We start from the raw sequence: 21,914 nt of genomic DNA, 5'->3' as shown, positions 1-21,914 counted from the left end.
CTGATATGAAGTCAGTTCATATTCATGAATGAGGAGCGCGCATGGTCCGCACCGCACCGCTCGGGGCTGGATGGTCCAACTGGGCCGGGAACCAGCGTGGCAGCGCCAGCGCGATCCTGCGTCCCGGCTCGCCGACCGACGTCGCAGAAGCCGTCCGATCCGCCGTGGCCGACGGCGCTCGGATCCGGGTGACGGGCAGCGGTCACTCGTTCACCGCCGTCGCGCTCGCCGACGACCGCCGGATGGATCTGTCCGATCTCGACACCACGGTCAGCGTGGACGTCGCACAGCGGCTGGTCACCGTTCCGGCGGGAATGACCCTGCACGCGCTCAACGGCCTGCTCGCCCGGCACGGCCTCGCGCTGCCCAACCTCGGCGACATCGACGCGCAGACGGTGGCCGGCGCGATCTCCACGGGCACCCACGGCACCGGGGCCGGCTACGGGTGCCTCTCCACCTTCGTCGAGGCGATCACCCTGATCACCGGCACCGGCGAGGTGCTGCGCTGCTCCGCCGACGAGCATCCCGACGTCCTCGCCGCCGCCCGGGTGTCACTCGGCGCGCTCGGCGTCCTGGTCGAGGTGACGCTGCGCTGCGTGGACGCCTTCGTCCTCCGCGCCCACGAACGCCCGGCCGCGCTGGCCGACGTGCTCGGCGAACTGCCCGCCCTGATCGGCCGGCACGACCACGTCGAGTTCTACTGGTTCCCGTACACGTCCCGGGTCCAGGTCAAGGCCAACGACCGGGTACCCGCCAACGACCGGCCGCTGTCGCGCTGGCGCGGCTGGCTGGACGACGACTTCCTGTCCAACAGGGTCTTCGCCGGCGCCTGCCGACTCGGTCGGGCCGTGCCCGCGCTGGCCCCGGGGATCAGCGCCGTCTCCGCGCGCGCCCTCACCGAACGCCAGTACACCGGCCGCTCCGACCGGGTCTTCTGCACCCCGCGCCGGGTCCGCTTCGTGGAGATGGAGTACGGCCTGCCCCGCGAGGCGTTGCCCGAGGCCCTCGCCGCGCTCCAACGGATCGTGGAGGGCCTGCCCTTCAAGGTGCTCTTCCCGGTGGAGGTGCGGTTCACCGCCGCCGACGACATCTGGCTGTCGCACGGCTACGGCCGGGACAACGCGTACATCGCCGTGCACCAGTACGTCGGCATGCCGTACGAGCCGTACTTCCGGGCGTTCGAGGAGGTGGCCGCCGGGCTGGGCGGTCGCCCGCACTGGGGCAAGCTGCACTACCGCGACGCGGCCTCGCTGGCCACGGCGTACCCCCGCTTCGCGGACTTCCAGGCCCTGCGCGACCGGCTCGACCCTGACCGCGTCTTCAGCAGCCCCCATCTGAACCACGTCCTCGGGGCCTGACGGCGTCGTCTCACGCTAGAGCGCGAGGTCGTCCAGGTTGACGGCGGCGGCCATGGCCTCGGCGCCCCTGTCGTTCAGGTGCATGCCGTCACCGCTGTCCAGCGCGGGATGGATGTGGTCGGGGGCATCGGGGTTCGCGACAGCTCGCGCCACGTCGAAGACGGCGTCGAAGGCGTCAGTCGTACGGATCCAGTCGTTCACCTCGCGCCGGGTGGCGAGGCCCTGAGGTGTGCTGATCTCCGGGCCTGCCCCGGCGAACGGGCCGATGGTGCCGGCGACGATCCGCAGGCCGGCGCCGTGGGCACGGTCGGCCAGCGCGCGGAAGCCGTCGACCAGGGCGGCTGCGGTGACCGGAGGCTCGCCCAGCATGGTGGGCAGACCGAGGTCGTTGATGCCGAAGTGGACCAGAACGTGGGTCACGGCCGGCACCGAGAGCACGTCCCGGTCGAAGCGGGCCAGCGCGTGTTCCCCCACGCCGTCGCGCAGCAGACGGTTTCCGGCGATGCCCTGGTTGACGACCCACCCGCGGCGCAGACGCCTGTTGAGAAAGTCGACCGAGCGATGGTTGGCGCTCGTCGTGGTGCCGACCCCCTCGAACCAGGAGTCTCCGAACGCCACGGCGATCGCGGTGCCCGGTGGGGTGAGCACGTCGACGCCCGAGATGTAGAACCGGGCTTCGACCTGCTCCGCCCCCGGCAGTACGGCCTGCCTGACCTGATTGCCTGCCGCTATCCGGGCGACCTCGGCCGGCTTGTGGGAATGGGTGGCCAGGCCGGTCCGCTCCGGAAGGTAGAGACTCACGACCAGATCCGTGCCGGCAGTGACCGGGAGGTCGACCGGGTCGGTGACGGCCTCCTCGCCCGCCGGGACGACCCAGCGCTCGGCAGCACCGACGGTGAGGGCCACCAGCTCGCCGCCAACGCCGACAGTGGCCGCCCCGATGGTCAGCGGGGTACGGCCGTAGCGGTTCGTCAGCCGTAGCCGGAGAGCCTGCCCACCCCCGGCCAGGTGCAACACCTGACGAACGGTCTGGTCGACGAAGCTCCGGGGTTCGCTGAACTGAAGCTGCTCATAGGGGCTGAGCACAGCGGTACGAAAACCGGCGGTCCAGATCATGGTCGTTTCAGGGCCCTTCAGATGTCCAGGACGATCCGGCCTCTGGCTGAGCTGCGCTCGGCCAGTTCGTGCGCCTGTCGATCTCCGCCAACGGCACCCGGGCGGCGATGGGGTAGGACAGGTCACCGTCGGCCAGCGCGGCGGTCAGGTCGCTCGCGGCGGCCTCGTTCGCCGACTCAGGGAAGTCGTCGTTGCTGAGGAACCGGACCGTGATGTTCTTGAACCCGAGCGGCCAGTACGGGATGGTCGGCTCGGCCGCGCCTGTCGCGTAGGTGGCGATCACGCCGCCGTTACGGAGGACCTCCAGGTCGGTCGCCACGTTCGCGTCGAACGCCAACTCGGCCACCCGGTCGATCGGTTCGCCGCCGGTGTACGCGAGGATCCGGCTGGCCACGTCCCCACCGGCGGTGTCGAGCGCGTGGTGCGCGCCGGCAGCCAGCGCGTGTTCGACCTGGTCCGGAGTTCGTACCGTCGCGATGACGATGGCACCGTCCCTGCGGGCCACCGCCAGCGCGGCCCGCCCGACCGCGCCGAGGGCCCCGGTGACCAGGACCCGCTGACCGGTCACCGACCCGTCGGCGAAGATCGCCCGATGGGCGGTGATGCCGGGGATGCCCAGTCCGGCCGCCTGCTCGTCCGGCACACCGGCGGGCAGCGGCACGGCGTGCCGCGCGGGCACCACGGTGTATTCGGCGGCGGTCCCGAACGGTCGGTACGACTGCGCGAGATACACCCAGACCCGTTCGCCGATCCGCGACGGGTCGACACCCAGCCCGACCGCGTCGATCACGCCGGCGCCGTCACCGTGCGGGACGACCCGGGGGAACATCATCGTGGATCCCCACCAGCCCTGCCGTTTACCCAGGTCACCGACGTGAATCCCGGAGACCGACACGCGGACCCTGACCTCACCCTCCCCCGGCCACGGATCGGGCAGCTCACCGACCTGGAGCACCTCGCGCGCCGGGCCCTGCCGGTCGTACCACGCGGCGCGCATCACGCGCCTACCGCGTCGGTGGTGGTGCCCTCCTCCGTGCTGATCACCGAATCGATCAGGGCGAAGAACGCCTGGATACCGGGCCGGTCCCCGCCCCGGCGGCGGGACTCGGCGAAGTCCTCGGACGAACCCCAGAAGACGATGTCCAGCCACTCGTCGTCGGCGAGCCGGATCAGTCGCGCGTCGAGGAAACCGGCACGGTCGGTCTGGAAGTCACGCAGCATCGCCGGCCGCGCTGCCAGCAGAGCGTCGGCACGCTCGGCGGGGACGCGGAAACGGGTGATCTCGACGGTGGTCATCGTTCCTCAATCCGTTCGGGTGTTGGCTCGGAGCCGTTGACGCCCAGCATCTGCCTGAGCTGGGCCAGCAGGACTTCGCGGAATGTCGTGGGTGTGGGATGGTCCTGGACGCGGGAGATGATCAGACCGGCCAACGCCGCGAGCAGGAGGTCCGTCACCGCCTCGGCGTCGTGGGTCAGCGTGAAGACGCCCCGCGCCGCCCCTTCCCGTACGGCGGCCAGGAAGGGCGCCCGGTACCGCTCCTGCACTGTCGCGCTGTAGTCGCGCAGTTCGTCATCGCGCATCGCGGAACGCCAGAACTCGACAAGGATCTGCCTCGTGCTCTCCGAGTTGTGCAGACTCCGGTCCACGAGCGCGACGAGTCGCCGCCACGGATCGGCTTCGGCGGTGGACACCGCCCGCAGGGCCTCCACCTCCCGGTCGGTGAACACCTGCATGGCCTCGATGATCATGTCTTCGCGTGAGCCGAAGTACGTCTGCAGCGTGCTGATCGCGACGCCGCCGGCCGCCGAGACGTCCGTGAAACGGGTGTTCTCGTAGCCACGGGCCGCCAGCACGGCGGCCACGGCGTCGAGAACCGCTTCCCGCTTCTCCCCGCCCGCACGCCTCTTGCGGATCATCCCGACCCCGACGGGCACGCTGTGCAGATCTTCGGCATGACCATACGGTACGGCGGTACCGGCGAAACGGCGAAGGACACCAGCTCAGGGTGATCGGAAACACCGGGGACTGCGGCGGCTTACTCCGTGCTGGTGGCGGCCTTGCGCGGGGCGGCCTTCTTCGCCGGAGCCTTCTTCGCCGCCGTCGCCTTGGCCGTCGTGGTCTTCTTCGCGGCCGTGGACTTGCTGGCAGCCGCCGTCTTCTTGGTGGCAGTGGCCTTCTTCGCGGGCGCCTTCTTCGCCGCCGCCTTCTTCCGCGGCGCCGGACCCTTCGCCCGCTTCTCGGCCAGCATCTCGGACGCTTCCTCGATGCTCAACGCCTCCGGCGTCTGCCCGCGCCGCAGCGACGCGTTGAACTCCCCGTCGGTCACGTACGGGCCGAACCGGCCGTCCTTGATCACCAACGGCTTCTCGGTCGCCGGGTCCACGCCCATCTCGCGCAACGGCGGTGCCGCGGCGCGCCGTCCACGTGCCTTCGGGGCGGCCAGCAGCGCCAGCGCCTCGTCCAGACCGACAGTGAACATCTGGTCCTCGGACTCGAGCGAACGGAACTCCTCGCCCCGCTTGACGTACGGGCCGTAGCGACCGTTGTTCGCGAAGACCTCGACGCCGTCCGGCGCGACACCGATCAGCCGGGGAAGGCTGAGCAGCTTGAGCGCCTCCTCCAGGGTCAGCGAGTCCGGAGTCTGCGTACGCAGCAGCGACGACTTCCGCTCGCCGCTGGACACGTACGGGCCGAACCGGCCGGACTTGAGCACGATCGGCTCGCCGGTGCCGGGGTCGTCGCCGAGCTTGCGCTCGCCGCTGCCGCCGAGGAACAGCTCGTGCACCTTCTCCGGGGTCAGCTCGTCCGGGGCCAGGCCCTCGGGGATCGGCGCCCGGTCACCCTGGGTGCCGCCCTCCTCGCCCTCGCCCGAGGCTGCGGCCGGTGCCGGCTGCTCGCCGCCGGGCAGCTCCCGTTGCAGGTACGGCCCGTACCGGCCGACCCGCACGACGACCTCGCGGCCGTCGTCGTCGGTGAAGAGCGGGATGGAGTTGACGCTGCGGGCGTCGATGTCGCTGAGGTTCTCGGTGACCAGCTTCTTGAGCCCGCCGGAACGGGCGATGTCCTGGTCGCCGGCACCGTTGGAGCTGCCGAAGTAGAACGCCGTCAGGAAGTCGACGGCGGCGTGGTCGCCGCCGGCGATCTCGTCCAGCTCGTTCTCCATGGTGGCGGTGAAGTCGTAGTCGATCAGGCGGGGGTAGTGCCGCTCCATCAGCCCGATCACCGCGAAGGCCAGGAAGGTCGGGATCATCGCCTGCCCGCGCTTGGTGACGTACCCCCGGTCCTGGATCGTCTGCATGATCGACGCGTAGGTGGACGGGCGGCCGATGCCCAGCTCTTCCAGGGCCTTGACCAGCGACGCTTCGGTGTAGCGCGACGGCGGCTGGGTGTGGTGGCCCTGCGCGGCCAGCTCGTCGGCGGTCAGCGGCTGGTCCTTGACCAGGGTGGGCAGCCGGCGCTCGGCGTCCTCGGCCTCGGCGTTCTCGTCGTCGCTGGACTCGACGTACGCGCGCAGGAAGCCCGGGTCGGTGATGGTCTTGCCGGTCGCGCCGAAGTCGGCCTCCTCCTGCGAGGTGGAGACCGCCCGGATGCGCACCGACACGCTGGAGCCGACCGCGTCGGTCATCTGCGAGGCGATGGTGCGCCGCCAGATCAGCTCGTAGAGCTTGAACTCCTCGGCGGACAGCTCCTTGGCCACCTCGCCCGGGGTACGGAAGTTGTCCCCCGCCGGGCGGATCGCCTCGTGCGCCTCCTGCGCGTTCTTCACCTTGCCGGTGTAGCGGCGCGGCTCCGGCGGAACGCTGCGCTCGCCGTACAGCTCGACGATCTGTCGGCGGGCCGCCGAGATGGCGGTCTCCGACAGGTTGACCGAGTCGGTACGCATATAGGTGATGTAGCCGTTCTCGTACAGGCGCTGCGCGGTGCGCATCGTCTGCTGCGAGGACAGGCGCAGCTTGCGGGCCGCCTCCTGCTGGAGGGTCGAGGTGATGAACGGCGCGTACGGGCGACGGCGGTAGGGCTTCTCCTCGACCCGGGTGACGGTGAACGGCCGCCCCTCCAGCCGGGCCGCGAGACCCCGGGCCCCGCTCTCGTCGAGGTGCACGACGCCGGCGCCGGCCCGGACACGACCGGTGGTCGGCTCGAAGTCCTTACCTGTGGCGATCCGGTCGCCGTTCAGGGCGATCAGTGTGGCGTTGAACGCACGCGGGCCCTCGCCGGCGTTGGCCACCGCGAGGGTGGCCAGGATGTCCCAGTACTCAGCGGTGCGGAAGGCCATCCGCTGCCGTTCCCGCTCGACCACGATCCGGGTCGCCACGGACTGCACCCGGCCCGCCGAGAGCCGCGGCATGACCTTCTTCCACAGCACCGGGGAGACCTCGTAGCCGTAGAGGCGGTCGAGGATCCGGCGCGCCTCCTGGGCGTCGACCAGATCGCGGTCGATCTCCCGAGGGTTCGCCACCGCCGCCTGGATCGCCGGCTTGGTGATCTCGTGGAAGACCATCCGCTTGACCGGCACCTTGGGCTTGAGCGTCTCGACCAGGTGCCAGGCGATCGCCTCGCCCTCGCGGTCCTCATCCGTCGCCAGGAAGATCTCGTCGACCTCCTTGGCCAGCTTCACCAGCTTGCTGATCTGCTGCTTCCGGTCGGCGGAGACGACGTAGAGCGCCTGGAAGCCGTTGTCGACGTCCACCCCGAGACGGGCCCAGGGCTCCTTCTTGTATTTGGCCGGCACATCGGCGGCGTTGCGCGGCAGGTCGCGGACGTGACCGAAGCTGGCCTCCACGACGTACCCCGGGCCAAGGTAGCCCGAGATCGTCTTGGCCTTCGCCGGTGACTCGACGATGACCAGACGGGTGGTTCCAGCGTTGCTTGGCACGTCTCTCCCCGACCTCACTCCTGCTCGTGGCCTGCCGGCGCCCGGACAGCGACCGCTTTCGACCCCGCCGTCGCACCGGCGGTCCGGATGTCCAACGTAACGCGCCGCCCGCGTTTCGGGTTTCGCGGGCCACAAACCGCTTCGACGCGGCGGTCGACACCGCCCCGCCGCGCTCGGCACTGCCGGACGGCGCCACCGTACACCGTGGGTAGGGCTCGAAGCGGGTCACTGTGACGATGGCGGACCCAAGACGGAGGTCCGACCCGCCCGTTTTCCGCCTGGATCGACCCGGCGGCTGTCCGGCACCAGACACCCGGCCGCCGCCCCCAACCTGGGTGGAATGACCGATTCAGGGCCCGGTCGGCCAGGCGCCGGTCGGCGCTGCGGCCGGCGCCCCGCCGACCAGTTCGGCGAGGCGGGCCAGTCGACGGCGGCCGGTGATCCGGTACGCCGGGCCGCCGTCACCCGGGCCGAGCAGCGCCCCGGCCAGCCCGGCTGCGGCCAGCGCGACGCCTATCGACTCCCAACACTCCTGGTCGTCGTCGTCGCCCAGCCGCAACAGGAAGCTGTCGGGGGGCTCCGGCGTCCCGGCCGCGGCGAGCCACAGCCGCAACCGCCGGCCGGTCAGGTGGAAGGCAGCCGGCGGGCGTTTCGTCGAACCGTGCAGCCAGGCGACCGCGAGCGGCTTCAAGACCCGGGTGTACGACGTACGAACGGCGTGTCGCGCGCCCTCGGTCGGCTCCCAGCTCGCCGCGAGCCCGCGCGACGCCAGTTCGGCGACGAGCACGTGCACCCGCCAGGCGGCGTCCACCTGCACCGAGAGACGAGCGGTGCCGCCCATCCGGACCGCCTCGCCCGGCCCGGCGAGCAGCCCGGCCAGGTCGGCGACGGTCGGCTCGGCCGCGTCCGCGCCGAAGAAGACGAGCTGCCGGCCCGCGTCGTCACCCTGGCGGGAGCCGTTCGGCACCGGGCCGCTCTGCGCCGGACCGCTCTGCGCCGGGTCGCTCCGTGGCGCGCCGCCGCGGCGTCGCCCGGAGGTGGGCGTGTCGGACTCGGGCGCGGGGAACAGCGCCGGGGGCGGCGGCGCCTTCCCGGTGTCACCGAGCCCGCTCAGTGACACTCCGGCACCTCGTCGAATGCCTGTTTCAACTCCTCGGAGTTGAGCTTGCTGGTGTCCAGCGCGCTGGCGTCGTACTCCGTGTTCAGGGTCGCCACGGCGGCCCGTACACCGTCGTAGAAGACGGTCGGCTCGCCGGTGCCCAGGCCGTCGATGGTGTCCCGGGCGCGGCCGTACGCGTCCCGCATCTTCCCCAAGGAGCTGCGGAAACCCGCGGAGATGGCCTCGCCGTTGTCGGTCTCCGGGATACCCGCCCTCTCCACCTTGCGGCGCGCGGCCTCGCTGGCCTGCTCCGCCCCGTCGAAGAGCCGCACCAGGTTCTCCTTGGCCTGCGCCGGCGTGGTCTGCGCGGTCATCTGCTCGTCAGTGCTGCTGGTCAGCTTGTTGATCTCGGAGCGCCACGGGGTGAGCGCGCCGCAGACCGAGGCCGCCCAGGCCCGTGGGCTGGGGCCTCCGCCGCAGCCGGCCAGGACGACGATCGTGGCCAGGACCACCGTGAGCTTTCCGGCGGCAGACGCCCGGCACGTACGCATGCGTTGCAGCGTACGGCCTTTGGCCAGGTGTGGCACCGGGCCGGACGGCCGGGGTCCCCGGTCGACGCGTTACGTCGACCGGGGACCCCGGGCCCTTCGTGGGTCAGGCGTTGACCGTCTCCGGGCGGTGATCGGTGCTGCCCGCGCCGGTGTTGCCATCGGCGTCCGAGTCGGACATCGCGATGCCCTTGCGCTTGCTGAACACCACCGACGCCACGATGATCAGCGTCGCGACCAGCGCGATGCCGACCCGCAGGCCGACGTTGCGCTCGTCGCCGACGCTCCAGGCCACCACGGCGGGAGCGATCAGCAGCGAGACCAGGTTCATCACCTTGATCAGCGGGTTGATCGCCGGGCCGGCGGTGTCCTTGAACGGGTCACCGACGGTGTCGCCGATGACAGTGGCGGCGTGCGCCTCGGAGCCCTTGCCGCCGTACGCGCCGTCCTCGACCAGCTTCTTGGCGTTGTCCCAGGCCCCACCGGAGTTGGACAGGAACACCGCCATCAGGGTTCCGGCACCGATCGCACCGGCCAGATACGCCGCGAGCGCGCCGGGCCCGAGGCCGAAGCCGACAGCGATCGGCGCCAGGATGGCGAGCAGGCCGGGGGTCATCAGCTCGCGCTGCGCGTCCCGGGTGCAGATGTCGACGACCTTGCCGTACTCCGGGCGCTGGGTGCCGTCCATGATGCCGGGCAGCTCACGGAACTGCCGGCGGACCTCCATCACCACGGCACCGGCCGAGCGGGACACCGCGTTGATGGCCAACCCGGAGAAGAGGAAGACCACCGCCGCGCCGATGATCAGACCGACCAGGTTGCGCGGGTTCGCCACGTTCAGCGAGTTGAGGATCTCCGTCCCGACGTCGTTCACGCCAGCCGTCGCGTACGCGCTGCTGAGCGAGTCGGTGTAGGAGCCGAACAGCGCGGTCGCCGCGAGCACCGCAGTGGCGATCGCGATGCCCTTGGTGATCGCCTTGGTGGTGTTGCCGACCGCGTCCAGCTCGGTGAGCGTGCGAGCGCCGTGCTCGTCGAGGTCACCGGACATCTCGGCGATGCCCTGGGCGTTGTCGGAGATCGGCCCGAAGGTGTCCATCGCGACGATCACGCCGACAGTGGTGAGCAGGCCGGTGCCGGCCAGCGCCACAGCGAACAGCGACAGGGTGATGGAGCTGCCGCCGAGGAGGAAGGCACCGAAGACGCCGGCGCCGATCAGCAGCGCCGAGTAGACCGCCGACTCGAGGCCGATGCTGATGCCGGCCAGGATCACTGTGGCCGCACCGGTCTGCGAGCTCTTGCCGATGTCCTGCACCGGTCGCCTGTTGGTCTCGGTGAAGTAGCCGGTCAGCGCCTGGATCGCGGCGGCCAGCACGATGCCGATCACGACTGCGCCGATGGCCACCAACCGGGGGTTGCCGGGCGCGTCGGTGAGGCCGCTGTCGAACTCACCGAAGGTCGCCGGGAGGTACGCGAAGGCGGCGATCGCCACCAGCACCGCGGAGAGCCCAGCCGACAGGTAGAAGGCCCGGTTGATCGCGGTCAGGGCGTTGCGGTCGGTCGCGCGCAGCCGGGTGATGAAGACGCCGACGATCGCGATCAGCACGCCGATGGTGGAGATGATCAGCGGGAAGACCAGGCCCTCCTCGCCGAACGCCGCGCGGCCGAGGATCAGAGCGGCGACGAGCGTCACCGCGTACGACTCGAACAGGTCGGCGGCCATGCCGGCGCAGTCCCCGACGTTGTCGCCCACGTTGTCGGCGATGGTGGCGGCGTTGCGCGGGTCATCCTCGGGGATGCCCTGCTCGACCTTGCCGACCAGGTCGGCGCCGACGTCGGCGGCCTTGGTGAAGATGCCGCCGCCGACCCGCATGAACATCGCGAGCAGCGCGGCGCCGAAGCCGAAGCCCTCCAGCACGGTGGGCGCGTCACCCCGGTAGATCAGAACGACGAGCGCGGCACCGAAGAGGCCGAGGCCGACGGTGAAGAAGCCGACGACGCCGCCGGTCCGGAAAGCGATCTTCATGGCCGCCTCGCGGCCGCCCGCCCGCTCCCTCGCGGCGGCGGCCACACGCAGGTTGGCTCTGGTGGCCAGCCACATGCCGGCGCCACCGATGAACGCGCTGAAGAGGGCGCCCACCACGAAGAAGAGTGAGCGGCCGATCTTCACCGCGAGCTCACTGCCATCGGTGTCGTGCACCGGAAGCAGGAAGAGCAGCACGACGGCGATGACGACGAAGATCGCCAGCGTGCGGAATTGACGAAGCAGGTAGGCCGAGGCGCCCTCCTGGACGGCCCCCGAGATCTCCTGCATTTTCTCGGTGCCCTTACCAGCGGCCAGCACCGTTTTAGTCAGGGCGGCAGCGAAACCGAGCGCCACCAGCGCGACAACCGCGGCGATGACGACGTAGGTGACATTGCTTCCGGTAAGGGAAAGCCCGCCGCCGTCGGCGGCCAAGGTCTCGGACATCTGTGTCCTCCTGTTACCGAACAATCGCGCCGGTGAGTGGAGACGCACTGACCGACGCCTGGATGCGGACTCGCAAGCGCGCGCCAACCCACCAGCGGACCAGCGATGACCACCCATACCCGCTGGCTGCGGGATGGGTCACTTGCTGACAACCCGGGTACTGTAGCCCTCCACAGTGTTGGAGGTCACACGCAGGTGGCACCGTGTCGCGATGATCTTCGTCGCTGTGTTATGAAACGAAATCTGATATAGGGCCCGATCCATGCAAAGAAGGCCGCATCCCCAGCAGGGGACGCGGCCTACGCAGCGGAGTTGCTCAGCGGCCGACCGGCCACACCATCCGCACCTCGGTGCCGATGCCGTCGTCGACCGGTCGCACCTGGAGGTCCTCGACGAAGCCGGCGAGCAGGGCGAAGCCGACGCCGGTGGTCAGCGCCTCATCGGTGAGCGCCTCGTTGGCCAGCTCGTCCGGCGGCAGCGCGGTCAGACCGATGCCCGCCTCGATCGGCGCCCGGTCCACCACCCGCACTGCGTACGAGCCACCGTCGGACATCTCCACGAGCACCGGATCGGCCAGGCCGTACTGCCGGTGCAGGGCCACCGCGCGCGTGCACGCCTCACCGATGGCCAGGCGAACCTCGTCCAGCAGGTCCTCCCGGACCCCGGCCCGCCGGGCGACGGCGACGCCGACGAGGCGGGCGGTGCGCACGTGCACCGGAGCGGGCGAGAACGAGAGCTTGACTGTCGCCATCACGCGCCGGCGCCCGCCGAGTCGGCGCTGACCGCCGCGTCGACCGTCGGGTGCAGCGGGAACACCTGGTCCAGCGCGGTGATCCGGAAGATCTTGAGCAGTGGCTCCTTGTCGCAGACCAGGGCGAACGAACCGCCGGCCGAGCGGAGCCGCTTGAGCGCGCCGACCAGCACGCCCAGCCCGGTGGAGTCGAGGAAGTCCACCCGACCGAGGTCGACCACCACGTGACGGGCCCCACCGTCGATCAGTTCGAGGAGTCGTTCACGGAGCCGGGGCGCGGTGTAGACGTCCACCTCACCACCGACCTCGAGCACCGTGTGCTCGCCCACGGTGCGGGTCGCCAGTGACAGCTCCATCGGTCCTCCTCGCCAGAGCCGTAAACTCTCGTGGGCATCTAACCACTACCGCCGGGGCGGCCTGCGGACGCCAGCGGAGGCTTCCCCTTACCCCGGTGTCCGACTTTTCATCTCCGAACACCAGTGCGAGAGTGCAGGGCGTGACCTCCGACGACTTCAGCTCCGCGCGCCGCACGCCGCGCCACGACCTGGAGTCGTCGTCCGCGGCCACCGTATCCGCTGGTCCCGGCCCCGGGCCAGCGCCGGCCGACCTGCTGCGCCGGCTGCGCGCCCGGGGTGCCGGCGACCCGGTCACCCACGTCGAGCGGGTGCCGGCCCGCGCCGGGGTGCCCGCGCCGTGGCCGTCGTGGGCACCCGAGGAGTTGCGCGCGGCGTTCACCCGGCGCGCCGTGGTCGCGCCCTGGCAGCACCAGGCCGAGGCGGCCAACCTGGCGTACGAGGGCAGGCACGTGGTCGTCGCCACCGGCACCGCGTCCGGCAAGTCACTGGCGTACCAGCTGCCGGCCCTTGCCACCCTGCTCGCCGACCCCCGGGCAACGGTGCTCTACCTGGCGCCGACCAAGGCGCTCGCCGCGGACCAGTTGCGCGCCGTCGCCGCACTGGAGCTGGAGGGGGTACGCCCCGCCTGCTACGACGGGGACACTCCGCGCGCCGAACGGGAGTGGATCCGCCGGCACTCCCGCTTCGTGCTGACCAACCCGGACATGCTGCACCACGGCATCCTGCCCGGGCACGCCCAGTGGTCCGGCTTCCTGCGCCGACTCGCGTACGTGGTGATCGACGAGTGCCACACCTACCGGGGGGTGTTCGGCTCGCACGTCGCGCACGTGCTGCGTCGACTGCGCCGGCAGTGCGCCCGGTTCGGGGCCACCCCGGTGTTCGTCCTCGCCTCGGCGACCTCCGGCGACCCGGCGACTGCGGCCGGACGACTGACCGGCCTGCCGGTGACAGCGGTCACCGAGGACTCCTCGCCGCGCGGCGGGGTGACCTTCGCGCTCTGGGAGCCGCCGCTGCTGCCACCGGACTCGGGCGCCTCCTCGCCGGTGCCCCCGCAGGCGACGGGCGACCACGACGACCTCCATCAGGTCCGCCGGTCGGCGCTGCGCGAGACCGCGGACCTGCTCGCTGACACGGTCGCCGAGGGGGTACGCACCCTCGCCTTCGTCCGCTCCCGCAAGGGTGCCGAGGTGGTGGCCGCCAACGCGCGTCGCGCGCTTGACGACGCGGTGCCGGGGCTCGGCGACCGGGTGGCCGCGTACCGGGGCGGCTACCTGCGGGAGGAGCGACGCGAGCTGGAACGCGCGCTGCTGCACGGCGACCTGCTCGGCCTGGCCTCGACCAACGCGCTGGAGCTGGGCGTGGACCTGGTCGGGCTCGACGCGGTGCTGATCTGCGGCTACCCGGGCACCCGGGCATCGCTGTGGCAGCAGGCGGGCCGCGCCGGGCGTTCCGGGCAGGAGGCCCTCGCGGTGCTGGTGGCCCGGGACGACCCCCTGGACACCTACCTGGTGCACCACCCGGAGGCGATCTTCGGCGCGCCGGTGGAGGCCACCGTGCTCGACCCGGCCAACCCGTACGTGCTGGCACCGCAGCTCGCCTGCGCCGCGGTGGAGGCGCCGCTCACCCCGGCCGACCTGGTGCTCTTCGGCGAAGGGGCGAAGGAGGCGGTTGACGAGCTGGTCGCGGCGGGAGCGCTGCGGCAACGGCCCACCGGTTGGTACTGGCGACACCGGGAGCGGCCCGAGGTGGATCTGCGCGGCGAGGGCGGCGCCCCGGTCGCCGTGGTGGAGTCGTCGACCGGCCGGCTGCTCGGCACTGTCGACGGCGGCTCCTCGCATTTCCTGCTGCACCCCGGCGCGGTCTACCTGCACCAGGGTGTCTCGTACGTGGTCGACCAGCTCGACCTCGCCGACGGTTGCGCGCTGGTGCACACCGAGGAGCCGGACTGGTCCACCCACGCCCGCGACGTCACCGACCTGTCCGTGGTGTCGGTGCGCTCCTACGTGGACGCCGGGCCGGTCGGCATGTTCCTCGGTGAGGTGGATGTGACAAGCCAGGTGGTGTCGTACCAGCGGCGGCGGATCGCCACCGGCGAGGTGATCGACACCCGGCCGCTCGACCTGCCCACCCGGGAGCTGCGCACGGTGGCGGTCTGGTTCACCCTGTCACCGCAGTCGCTGGCCCTCGCCGGGGTCCAGCCGGCCGACGTGCCGGGTGCGCTGCACGCCGCCGAACACGCCGCGATCGGTCTGCTGCCACTGATGGCCACCTGCGACCGGTGGGACATCGGCGGGCTCTCCACGGCGGTGCACGCGGACACCGAGGCGCCGACCGTCTTCGTCTACGACGGGCACCCGGGTGGCGCCGGGTTCGCCGAGCGGGCGTACGGGACGGCGGCGGCGTGGCTGCGGGCGACCCGGGACGCGATCGCGGAGTGCGGCTGCGAGACCGGCTGCCCGTCCTGCGTCCAGTCACCGAAATGCGGCAACGGCAACAACCCCCTCTCCAAGCCCGACGCGATCCGGGTGCTCGACGTGGTGCTGACGAACCTGCCGGACTGAGCGGCTTGCATGAACCGGCATGGCACGGGGCACAATGGTGTGGGAGCGCTTCCATCGATGTCCTTGTTGCTGATCGCCCCCCGTGCCCGAGGAGAAGCTGTGGCCGACACCATCGCCGAGACCGTCGACCTGCTCTACACCATCGACCAGGACAATCTCACCCTCGACCAGCAGATCGCGCTGGGGTCGGCACTGGCCGCCCTGGCTCAGGCGGAACGACTGGAACAGATCAACGAGCGGCTACGCGGCATCCACCAGGTACTCAACACCTGGTCGCTGCGCGCCGCGACCTCCGTCGACAGCCGCTGAGGTCTGCTGGAGTGATTCTGCAAGGGCACCAGTGATCACTCCAGTGCTGGGTAGTCGTCCGGCGACCTCGACGACTACCCAGCAGCAACTGATCATGGACGGCAGGGCACGCGACGATTGTCGGGCTGTGCGAGACTCCGGCGCACCAACCCCAGAGGAGTTCTTATGCAGCTCGACAACTTGCAGGGCCAGCACCAGTTCCACATCCGCCAGCGACTGCGCATGATGGTCAACCAGTACGAGGTCCGGGCGGTTTCCCCGGACGGCACCGAGGGTGAGCTGCTGGCGTTCGCGCAGCAGAAGCGGCTCGCCTTCAAGGAGCAGGTGACGATCTACACCGATGACTCCAAGCAGCAGCCACTGCTCGGCTTCAAGGCCCGCCAGCGCATCGACCTCGGCGCCACGTACGACGTCACCGACGCGGCCGGCAACCCGATCGGCCTGTTCCGCAAGGACTTCGCCCAGTCGCTGCTGCGGTCCACCTGGCACGTCGAGCAGGCCGGCCTGCCGCAGGTGACGGGCCAGGAGCGGAGCATGCCGGTGGCGCTGCTGCGTCGATTCGTCGACTCGCTGTCCTGGCTGCCGTACCACTTCGACTTCACCGCAGGCGGCCAGCCGGTCTTCACCGTGGTCAAGAAGTGGGGCCTGCGCGACAAGTACATCGTCGAGGTGCAGAATCCGCAGATCGACCGCCGCCTGGTCATCGCGATGGCTGTCGCCCTCGACGCGCTCCAGGCCCGCTGACACACCCGGCCCGGACCAGGGCGGCGCGGCGACTCCTCCGCGGTCGCCGTCGCGGCCACCCATTCCTCGGCCGCCGGCCGGGACCTGGACCAGTCCCGGCCGGCAGGCCTTTGGGTCACGCTCTCGGGCGGCAGGCCGTTGGCACCGTGGCCCCCGGCCGGCAGGCCTTTGGACCGCACTCTCGGGCCCCGGGCCGTTGGCGACTCGGCCCCCGGTTGGGGTCCGCTTCCCCTCTGGAGCTGATGTCGTAAACGCATCACGCCTGATGTCGTGAACGATTCAGCTCCACAGCGCGCACTCCGCAGCCCACGCGACTCCGCAGCCCACGCGACTCAACAGCCCACCAAACCCACGACGGCCCTGGCTCCTTCAGCCACGCACTGGGCCGGCACGGGCGCTCGCCGCCGCCACCCGGGTCAGCCCGGGTAGCGGCGTGAATGCCACCTCGACCGTCACCAGCACGTCCAGCCCGTCGAGGTGACACCCGACCAATCGGCCATCGTTGCGACCGGCAAGGTCGGACGCGGACGCGCAGGCCGCAGCGTCGCCGTCGAGCGCCCGCGTCGCCCCGGCCAGCGCGCCGAGGTCGGCTGCTACCGCCGCCTGCTGGCTCGCCATTCCAGCCGAGACGATGGCGGCGCCGAACGTCCCGAACGCCACGAAGACGAGCCCCATCGCCAGCAGCAGGACCGTCGCCCCACCTCGCTGCGGGTCCGGCCGACCAGCAGCAAGCCCTCCAGCAGCCGGCGTGCGATCGGGACGGTGTGCCGGACCGTCAGTTGGTCGCACTACCAACTCCCCTCGTGAGCGCCCGGTTCGACGGCGGCGACAGCGGTGGCGACCACTGTGATTCGCGGTAGCCGACCGCCCAACGTCCGCACTGGTGCCCGTACCGTCGCCTGCGCCCGGTCGCCTGCGACGGACACCGACACCGCTGCCCCCGGCGGCGCCGCACGAGCACCCTCCGTGTTGCCGTCGGCACCCCGGGCGGCGGCGAGCGCCGCCTCCGGGCCGCGTGCAGGCAGCCCGCCTGGGCGCTCACGGCGTTGACCGCGGTCAGGCCGGCCAGCAGGAGCAGGAGCAGCGCCGGCAGGCCGGCCGCCAGTTCGGCGGTGAAGGACCCCCGGTCTCCGCCAGCAGCCCGTACGAGGACGCGAAGTCTCCGCCCGCCGCCTGCCGCCAGCCTGGGAACGCTCGACCCTGAATCGCGGCCGGCCCGCCGGCGCTCGATCACTTCAGCGCCCGGTCGATGACAGCGGTCAGCGCCGACTGGACGTTGCCGGAGGTCAGCACCTTCAGCAGGATCCCGGCGAAGGCGACGGCGGCGAGGGTGCCCACGGCGTACTCGGCCGTGTTCATCCCGGCATCGCCGCGCAGGCGAGCGATGAGTTTGTGCATGACTGTTTCCCTTCTCGATGGGTCAGAGCACGTCGCCGAGTACGGCGACGATCACCGGCACGAGTCCGGCGAGAATGAACGCCGGCAGGAAGCAGAGCCCCAGCGGCAGGACGATGAGCACACCCGCCCGGCGGGCCGATGCCTCGGCAGCGGTGGCCCGGTCGGCGCGCAGGTCGTCGGCGAGCCGGGTCAGCGCACCGGCCAGGGCGGCACCACTGTTGGCCGAGCGCAACGCCGCCGCGGTCAGGCGCTCCGCGCCGGGCACTCCGTCCAGCGCGGACCATGCCTCCGTTGGGCCACCACCGAGCAGCAGCGTGCGGCCAACCCGGGCCAACCGTCCGGCGAGCGGCCCGTCCAGCGCCTCGGCGACGGCGAGCACCGAGCGATCCACCGGCGCACCCGCTCGCATCGCCGCGGCCAGGAGGTCCGCGGCGAGCGGCAGGTCGGCGGCCTCCTGCTGCCGTCGCTTGCGCACAGCGGGTGGCTCGATCCGCCGCAGTAGGACATCGAGCAGGAACGCGGCCGGGAGAGCGCCGAGCAGCCCGAGCCAGCCCTCGACGACGATGGCAACGGCGAGCCCACCCAGCACCGCCACGAGCCGGATCACGTCCGGCCGCCGTCGGGCCATCATCCGGCCCGCCCAGGGGTCGCGCCCAGCCGTTCTGCCCAGAGGAGGCCCACGACCTGCAGAGCGACCGCGACAACCGCGCAGGCTCCGCCGACCGTGCTGTGCAGGAGCACCGCCACGGGGTCGACACCGATGCCGTACCCGAGCCCGATCCCGCCGATCGGCAGCGCCGCCAGTAGCCAGGCCGTGGCCCGGGCGCCGGCCGCCTGGGCCGCCGCCGCAGCCAGGCCCCGGTCGGTCGCCCGCGCGTCCGCCTCGATCCGCTCGACGAGCTCCGCCAGCGGCGCGCCGGTCCGGTCGGCCAGCCGCACCGCCGCCGAGGTCAGCTGCGGTAGGCGGCCCGCCCCGTCACGCTCGACGGCCGCGACCTCGAGCGCGTGTGGGACGGGCAGGCCGGCCCGTAGGTCCGCCGCGAGGCCGCAGAGCTGGTCCAGCCCACGTCGTCGGTCCCGCTCGGCGCTCCGGTTCAGTCGCCACCGCAGCGCGGCGCGCACTGCCAGCGTGCCGTACCCGGCCATCGCGACCGCGGCCACCGGACCCCCGACCACGGCACCCACACCGCCGCCGAGCAGACCGACCAGTGGCAGCACCCGGGCCCTCGATCGCGAGATGCGTACCGACGAGGGCGTACCCGGCGCGCGGTCGGCGGTTGCGGTGCCGCAGACGCCGTTCCAACCGTCCACCTCAACACCGCTGGCGCCGAGCGTGCTCGTGGCTGCCGACGCGGCAGGTCGTTGTTCTGCGCTGGGCCTGGCGATGGCCTCCTCGGGACGCGCGGCACCGGTCGGGCGTCGGGGATCCCGACGGGCCGGCGGGCGGGTCGGGCCCTCGGGACGCGTGGAGCCGCCTGCCGCGCCCGACCACTTCGGGCTGCGGGTGACGTCACGGTCGGGCCAGCCGACCGCCGTCCGCCTTCCGTTCGCAGCCGCGGTGCTACCCAGCTCATGCGCGATGCCGACCGGGTGACCCGAGGTGGGGGCAGCGCCACTGCCGTCGACCGGCCCTTCTGGGATACGACCGAGTTCCCTGATCCACTGCACCAGGGCGTCATCCGGATCGACGCCGCCGCCCCTGGGCCTTGGTGCCAGCACGCGACGTCGACGGGCCCGAATGCTCCGCACCGGCCACGCCACCAGGGCAGCGGCGACCAGCAGCAGCGCCGCCGCCAGCGTCGTCTCGCCGGTCATGCCGGACCCGCCGACCCGGGCCACGGCTCGCTGAGGATGGGCGGCACCGTCACCCCGCGCTCCCGCAGCAGCGCCCCGAGGGCACGGGCGGCGAGCCCGAGCCCGGTGCCGCGCACCCAGGCGGGCACCACGGTCACCAACCGTTCGGGCCCCTCGGGCAGCAGCAGGCAGACCGATTCCAGGACACGACCCCGGTCGCCGCGGCGCACCTGGAACAGCACCTGCAACGCGGCGGCCACCTGCGCGTGCAGCGCGGCCCGAGGCAGCCCACCCAACATGCCCAGGGCCTCCAACCGGGCCGGCACGTCCGACGGTGTGTTGGCGTGCAGCGTTCCTGCGCCCCCGTCATGGCCGGTGTTGAGCGCGGCCAGCAGATCGACCACCTCACCGCCCCGGCACTCCCCGACCACCAGCCGGTCCGGGCGCATCCGCAACGCCTGCCGGACCAGGTCGGCCAGGCTGACCACACCCGTTCCCTCCACATTGGCGGTACGCGCCTGGAGCCCCACCACGTGCGGATGCCCCGGACGCAGCTCGGCGGCGTCTTCCACCAGCACGATCCGTTCGGTGGCCGGCACCATCCCCAGCAGGGTGTTGAGCAGTGTCGTCTTGCCCGACCCCGTGCCCCCGGTCACCAGGTACGCCAGACGGGCCGCGACGACTGCGGCGAGCAGTGGTGCCAGCGGCCGCGGCACAGTCCCCTGGCGCACCAACTCGTCGAGGGTGAACGGCCGGTGTCGGAAGGTCCGCAGCGACAGGTAGGGGCCATCGGTCGCCACCGGCGGCAACACGGCGTGCAGTCGGGTGCCGTCGGGGAGCCGCGCGTCCGCGTACGGTGAGCCGTCGTCGAGCCGCCGCCCCGCGCTGGCGATCAGCCGCTGCGCCAACCGGCGGACGTCCTCCACCGAACCAACCGGCACGGCGACCTGGTGCAGCCCCGACCCGCGGTCGACCCAGACCCGAGCGCCGTTGACGAGGACGTCGGTGACCTCCGGGTCGGCGAGCAGCGGCGCCAGCGGCCCGGCGCCGACGAGGTCGTCGTGTACGCGGTCGGCGATCCGCAGCATGGCGGTGTCACCGAGCACCGCGGCGGTGGGCTCGGCCCGTACCGCGGAGACGATCGCCGCCGCGGTGACCGGAGTGGTGGCGGCGGCGATCCGCTGGCGTACCCGGGCTGCGAGCGTGCCGTCCTCCGGCCGGCCGGTCATGCCGCACCCGTGGCCGGCACGCCAGTGAGGTCGGTGACGATCCGTTGGCACAACGCGGCCAGCGGGCCCTTGCCCCCGGCGGCCGGCGCCTCGCCCCGCTCCAACCCACGGCGGAGCCCCGGCTCGGGGCGCAGCGTGCCGGCCAGGGGAGACCCAGCGCGCGTGCCACCTCGGTCGCCCGCAACCGCCCCGGGGCGGGTCCGCGCACCACCACCGAGAGCGCGGCGCAGTGCGGGGCGGCTGCGGCCACCACCCGGGTGGCCGCCGCGGTGGCACGCAACTCGGCCGGCACGACGACGAACGCCTGGTCGACGGCTTGCAGCGCCACCACTGCCGCGTCGTCCAGCTGTCGGGGCAGGTCGATCACCACGAAGTCCCGCCCACGCCGGGCCGCGTCGACTGTCGCCGCCATCGCCGTGGCCGGCAACGCCAGCATCTCGCCGCGGTCCCAGGAGAGCACCACGAGGTCACCCCGGCTGGGTAGGGCCCGCACCAGCGCCGGGGCGTCCACCCGCCCATCGGCGCTGGTGAGCGACGGCCAGCGCAGGCCTTCCAACTGCTCCCAGCCCAGCACGAGGTCGAGGCCACCACCGAGCGGATCGGCGTCGACCAGGAGAGTGCGCAGCCGGGCCCGAGCGGCGGTCACCGCGAGGCCGCCGGCGAGCACACTCGCGCCCGCACCGCCCCGACCACCAAGGACCGCGACGACCCGGGCCCCGACACCGGTCGGACGGTCCGGGTCGTGCTCGGCGAAACGATCCACCAACCACGGCTCCGCGGCCGGCAGCGTGGCGACGTGCTCGGCCCCGATCAGCTCGGCGATCTGCCAGCCGGGGTCGAGCTGACCGGCCCGGCCGACCAGCACCAGCCGGGGCCGCTGCGGCATCCGGGCACGCAGACACGCCTGCGCCTGATCTGCGCCGAGCAGCACCAGGGGTGCGGGAAGCCAGCGGGTACGGGCGGCCGCTGGGTCGCGGGCGAGTTCCACCTCGGTCCCGCCGACGGCGGCGAGCCGGAGCACATCGTCGAGCAGATCGTCGTCGCCGGTGACGACCAGCGGGAGCCGGCGGATCGGCGGAACCGTGGTACGGGGTGGCATCGCGGCCTCCAGCGGTCGGGCTCTGGTATGCCGCCGACAGTGCTCGGAATCCGCCCCACGAGCCGTCCCGATCTCGTCACCTGTGGACAACCTGGTGGCCTGTGGAAAACCCCCGCCGAGACGGTTGATCTGCTACGAGCGCGGGAAACTCCGCAGCTACTGCCGCTGCGGGTAAACAGCGAGGCCGCCCCCGCGAGGAGCGGCCCCGC

General features: G+C 72.1%; 19 protein-coding genes and 2 pseudogenes. 4 read left to right on the top strand and 17 right to left on the bottom strand.

The window, feature by feature from the left end; all coding sequences use genetic code 11:
- Positions 1–41 precede the first annotated feature (41 nt).
- Positions 42–1,358: a D-arabinono-1,4-lactone oxidase gene (locus tag ACQP0U_RS02090; protein ID WP_433315262.1), complete on the top strand. Its 1,317-nt coding sequence runs from the start codon at positions 42–44 to the stop codon at positions 1,356–1,358.
- 15 nt (positions 1,359–1,373) lie between these two features.
- Here ACQP0U_RS02090 and ACQP0U_RS02085 read toward each other — a convergent pair whose 3' ends face one another.
- The 10 genes from ACQP0U_RS02085 to ACQP0U_RS02040 form a co-directional block, all read right to left on the bottom strand.
- Positions 1,374–2,474 (bottom strand): SGNH/GDSL hydrolase family protein, encoded by a 1,101-nt coding sequence (locus ACQP0U_RS02085; RefSeq protein WP_433315260.1) that lies wholly within the window; start codon positions 2,472–2,474, stop codon positions 1,374–1,376.
- A gap of 7 nt (positions 2,475–2,481) precedes the next feature.
- The gene (locus ACQP0U_RS02080) at positions 2,482–3,471 is read right to left on the bottom strand and encodes an NADPH:quinone reductase (protein ID WP_433315258.1); all 990 of its coding nucleotides are present in this window, start codon (positions 3,469–3,471) and stop codon (positions 2,482–2,484) included.
- Positions 3,471–3,770, bottom strand: a complete 300-nt coding sequence (locus ACQP0U_RS02075; RefSeq protein WP_433315256.1) for an antibiotic biosynthesis monooxygenase — start codon at positions 3,768–3,770, stop codon at positions 3,471–3,473. Before ACQP0U_RS02075 ends, ACQP0U_RS02080 begins: the two co-directional genes overlap by 1 nt.
- Positions 3,767–4,408 carry a TetR/AcrR family transcriptional regulator gene (locus tag ACQP0U_RS02070; RefSeq protein ID WP_433315254.1) on the bottom strand — a complete coding sequence of 214 codons (642 nt, stop codon included), beginning with the start codon at positions 4,406–4,408 and terminating at the stop codon, positions 3,767–3,769. The genes ACQP0U_RS02075 and ACQP0U_RS02070 overlap by 4 nt, the downstream gene beginning before the upstream one ends.
- A gap of 101 nt (positions 4,409–4,509) precedes the next feature.
- Complete coding sequence (gene topA, locus ACQP0U_RS02065; RefSeq protein ID WP_433315252.1) at positions 4,510–7,350, bottom strand: type I DNA topoisomerase; 2,841 nt, start codon at positions 7,348–7,350, stop codon at positions 4,510–4,512.
- Between the two features lie 349 nt (positions 7,351–7,699).
- Positions 7,700–8,470 (bottom strand): hypothetical protein, encoded by a 771-nt coding sequence (locus ACQP0U_RS02060; RefSeq protein WP_433315250.1) that lies wholly within the window; start codon positions 8,468–8,470, stop codon positions 7,700–7,702.
- The gene (locus ACQP0U_RS02055) at positions 8,461–9,000 is read right to left on the bottom strand and encodes a hypothetical protein (RefSeq protein WP_433315249.1); all 540 of its coding nucleotides are present in this window, start codon (positions 8,998–9,000) and stop codon (positions 8,461–8,463) included. Before ACQP0U_RS02055 ends, ACQP0U_RS02060 begins: the two co-directional genes overlap by 10 nt.
- A gap of 103 nt (positions 9,001–9,103) precedes the next feature.
- Entirely contained in the window at positions 9,104–11,464 is a 2,361-nt protein-coding gene (locus ACQP0U_RS02050) for a sodium-translocating pyrophosphatase (protein ID WP_433315247.1), read from the bottom strand.
- Positions 11,465–11,780: 316 nt separating this feature from the next.
- Entirely contained in the window at positions 11,781–12,218 is a 438-nt protein-coding gene (locus ACQP0U_RS02045; protein ID WP_433315245.1) for an ATP-binding protein, read from the bottom strand.
- A complete protein-coding gene (locus ACQP0U_RS02040; protein WP_030334225.1) occupies positions 12,215–12,571 on the bottom strand; it encodes an STAS domain-containing protein in 357 nt (118 codons plus the stop codon). Before ACQP0U_RS02040 ends, ACQP0U_RS02045 begins: the two co-directional genes overlap by 4 nt.
- Positions 12,572–12,711: 140 nt before the next feature.
- Between ACQP0U_RS02040 and ACQP0U_RS02035 the strand changes: the two genes are divergently transcribed.
- The 3 genes from ACQP0U_RS02035 (at position 12,712) to ACQP0U_RS02025 (ending at position 16,185) form a co-directional block, all read left to right on the top strand.
- Entirely contained in the window at positions 12,712–15,132 is a 2,421-nt protein-coding gene (locus ACQP0U_RS02035) for a DEAD/DEAH box helicase (protein ID WP_433315243.1), read from the top strand.
- A 99-nt stretch (positions 15,133–15,231) separates the two neighbouring features.
- Entirely contained in the window at positions 15,232–15,441 is a 210-nt protein-coding gene (locus ACQP0U_RS02030; protein WP_328651309.1) for a hypothetical protein, read from the top strand.
- Between the two features lie 165 nt (positions 15,442–15,606).
- On the top strand, positions 15,607–16,185 hold the full coding sequence (locus ACQP0U_RS02025) for a hypothetical protein (protein ID WP_196920693.1): 579 nt from the start codon (positions 15,607–15,609) through the stop codon (positions 16,183–16,185).
- A 369-nt stretch (positions 16,186–16,554) separates the two neighbouring features.
- Here the strand turns inward: ACQP0U_RS02025 and ACQP0U_RS02020 are convergent, their stop codons facing one another.
- From ACQP0U_RS02020 to ssd, 7 genes and pseudogenes are all read right to left on the bottom strand, one after another.
- On the bottom strand, positions 16,555–16,974 hold the full coding sequence (locus ACQP0U_RS02020; protein ID WP_433315241.1) for an Rv3654c family TadE-like protein: 420 nt from the start codon (positions 16,972–16,974) through the stop codon (positions 16,555–16,557).
- Positions 16,974–17,368: pseudogene (locus ACQP0U_RS02015) on the bottom strand (TadE family type IV pilus minor pilin). The gene ACQP0U_RS02020 and the pseudogene ACQP0U_RS02015 overlap by 1 nt, the downstream one beginning before the upstream one ends.
- A 47-nt stretch (positions 17,369–17,415) precedes the next feature.
- On the bottom strand, positions 17,416–17,583 hold the full coding sequence (locus ACQP0U_RS02010; protein WP_433315239.1) for a DUF4244 domain-containing protein: 168 nt from the start codon (positions 17,581–17,583) through the stop codon (positions 17,416–17,418).
- Positions 17,584–17,605: 22 nt separating this feature from the next.
- A complete protein-coding gene (locus ACQP0U_RS02005) occupies positions 17,606–18,214 on the bottom strand; it encodes a type II secretion system F family protein (RefSeq protein WP_433315237.1) in 609 nt (202 codons plus the stop codon).
- Positions 18,211–19,398 carry a hypothetical protein gene (locus ACQP0U_RS02000; protein WP_433315235.1) on the bottom strand — a complete coding sequence of 396 codons (1,188 nt, stop codon included), beginning with the start codon at positions 19,396–19,398 and terminating at the stop codon, positions 18,211–18,213. The genes ACQP0U_RS02005 and ACQP0U_RS02000 overlap by 4 nt, the downstream gene beginning before the upstream one ends.
- The gene (locus ACQP0U_RS01995) at positions 19,395–20,606 is read right to left on the bottom strand and encodes a TadA family conjugal transfer-associated ATPase (RefSeq protein WP_433315233.1); all 1,212 of its coding nucleotides are present in this window, start codon (positions 20,604–20,606) and stop codon (positions 19,395–19,397) included. The genes ACQP0U_RS02000 and ACQP0U_RS01995 overlap by 4 nt, the downstream gene beginning before the upstream one ends.
- Positions 20,603–21,705 (bottom strand): annotated as a pseudogene (ssd, locus tag ACQP0U_RS01990) (septum site-determining protein Ssd). The gene ACQP0U_RS01995 and the pseudogene ssd overlap by 4 nt, the downstream one beginning before the upstream one ends.
- Positions 21,706–21,914: the final 209 nt, after the last annotated feature.

The sequence above is a fragment of the Micromonospora sp. CA-269861 genome, from assembly GCF_050948505.1.
In the GTDB taxonomy this organism is placed as follows: Bacteria; Actinomycetota; Actinomycetes; order Mycobacteriales; family Micromonosporaceae; genus Micromonospora.
The sequence above is the reverse complement of the archived record's forward strand: the minus strand, read 5'-3'. Positions and strand labels throughout refer to the sequence as shown.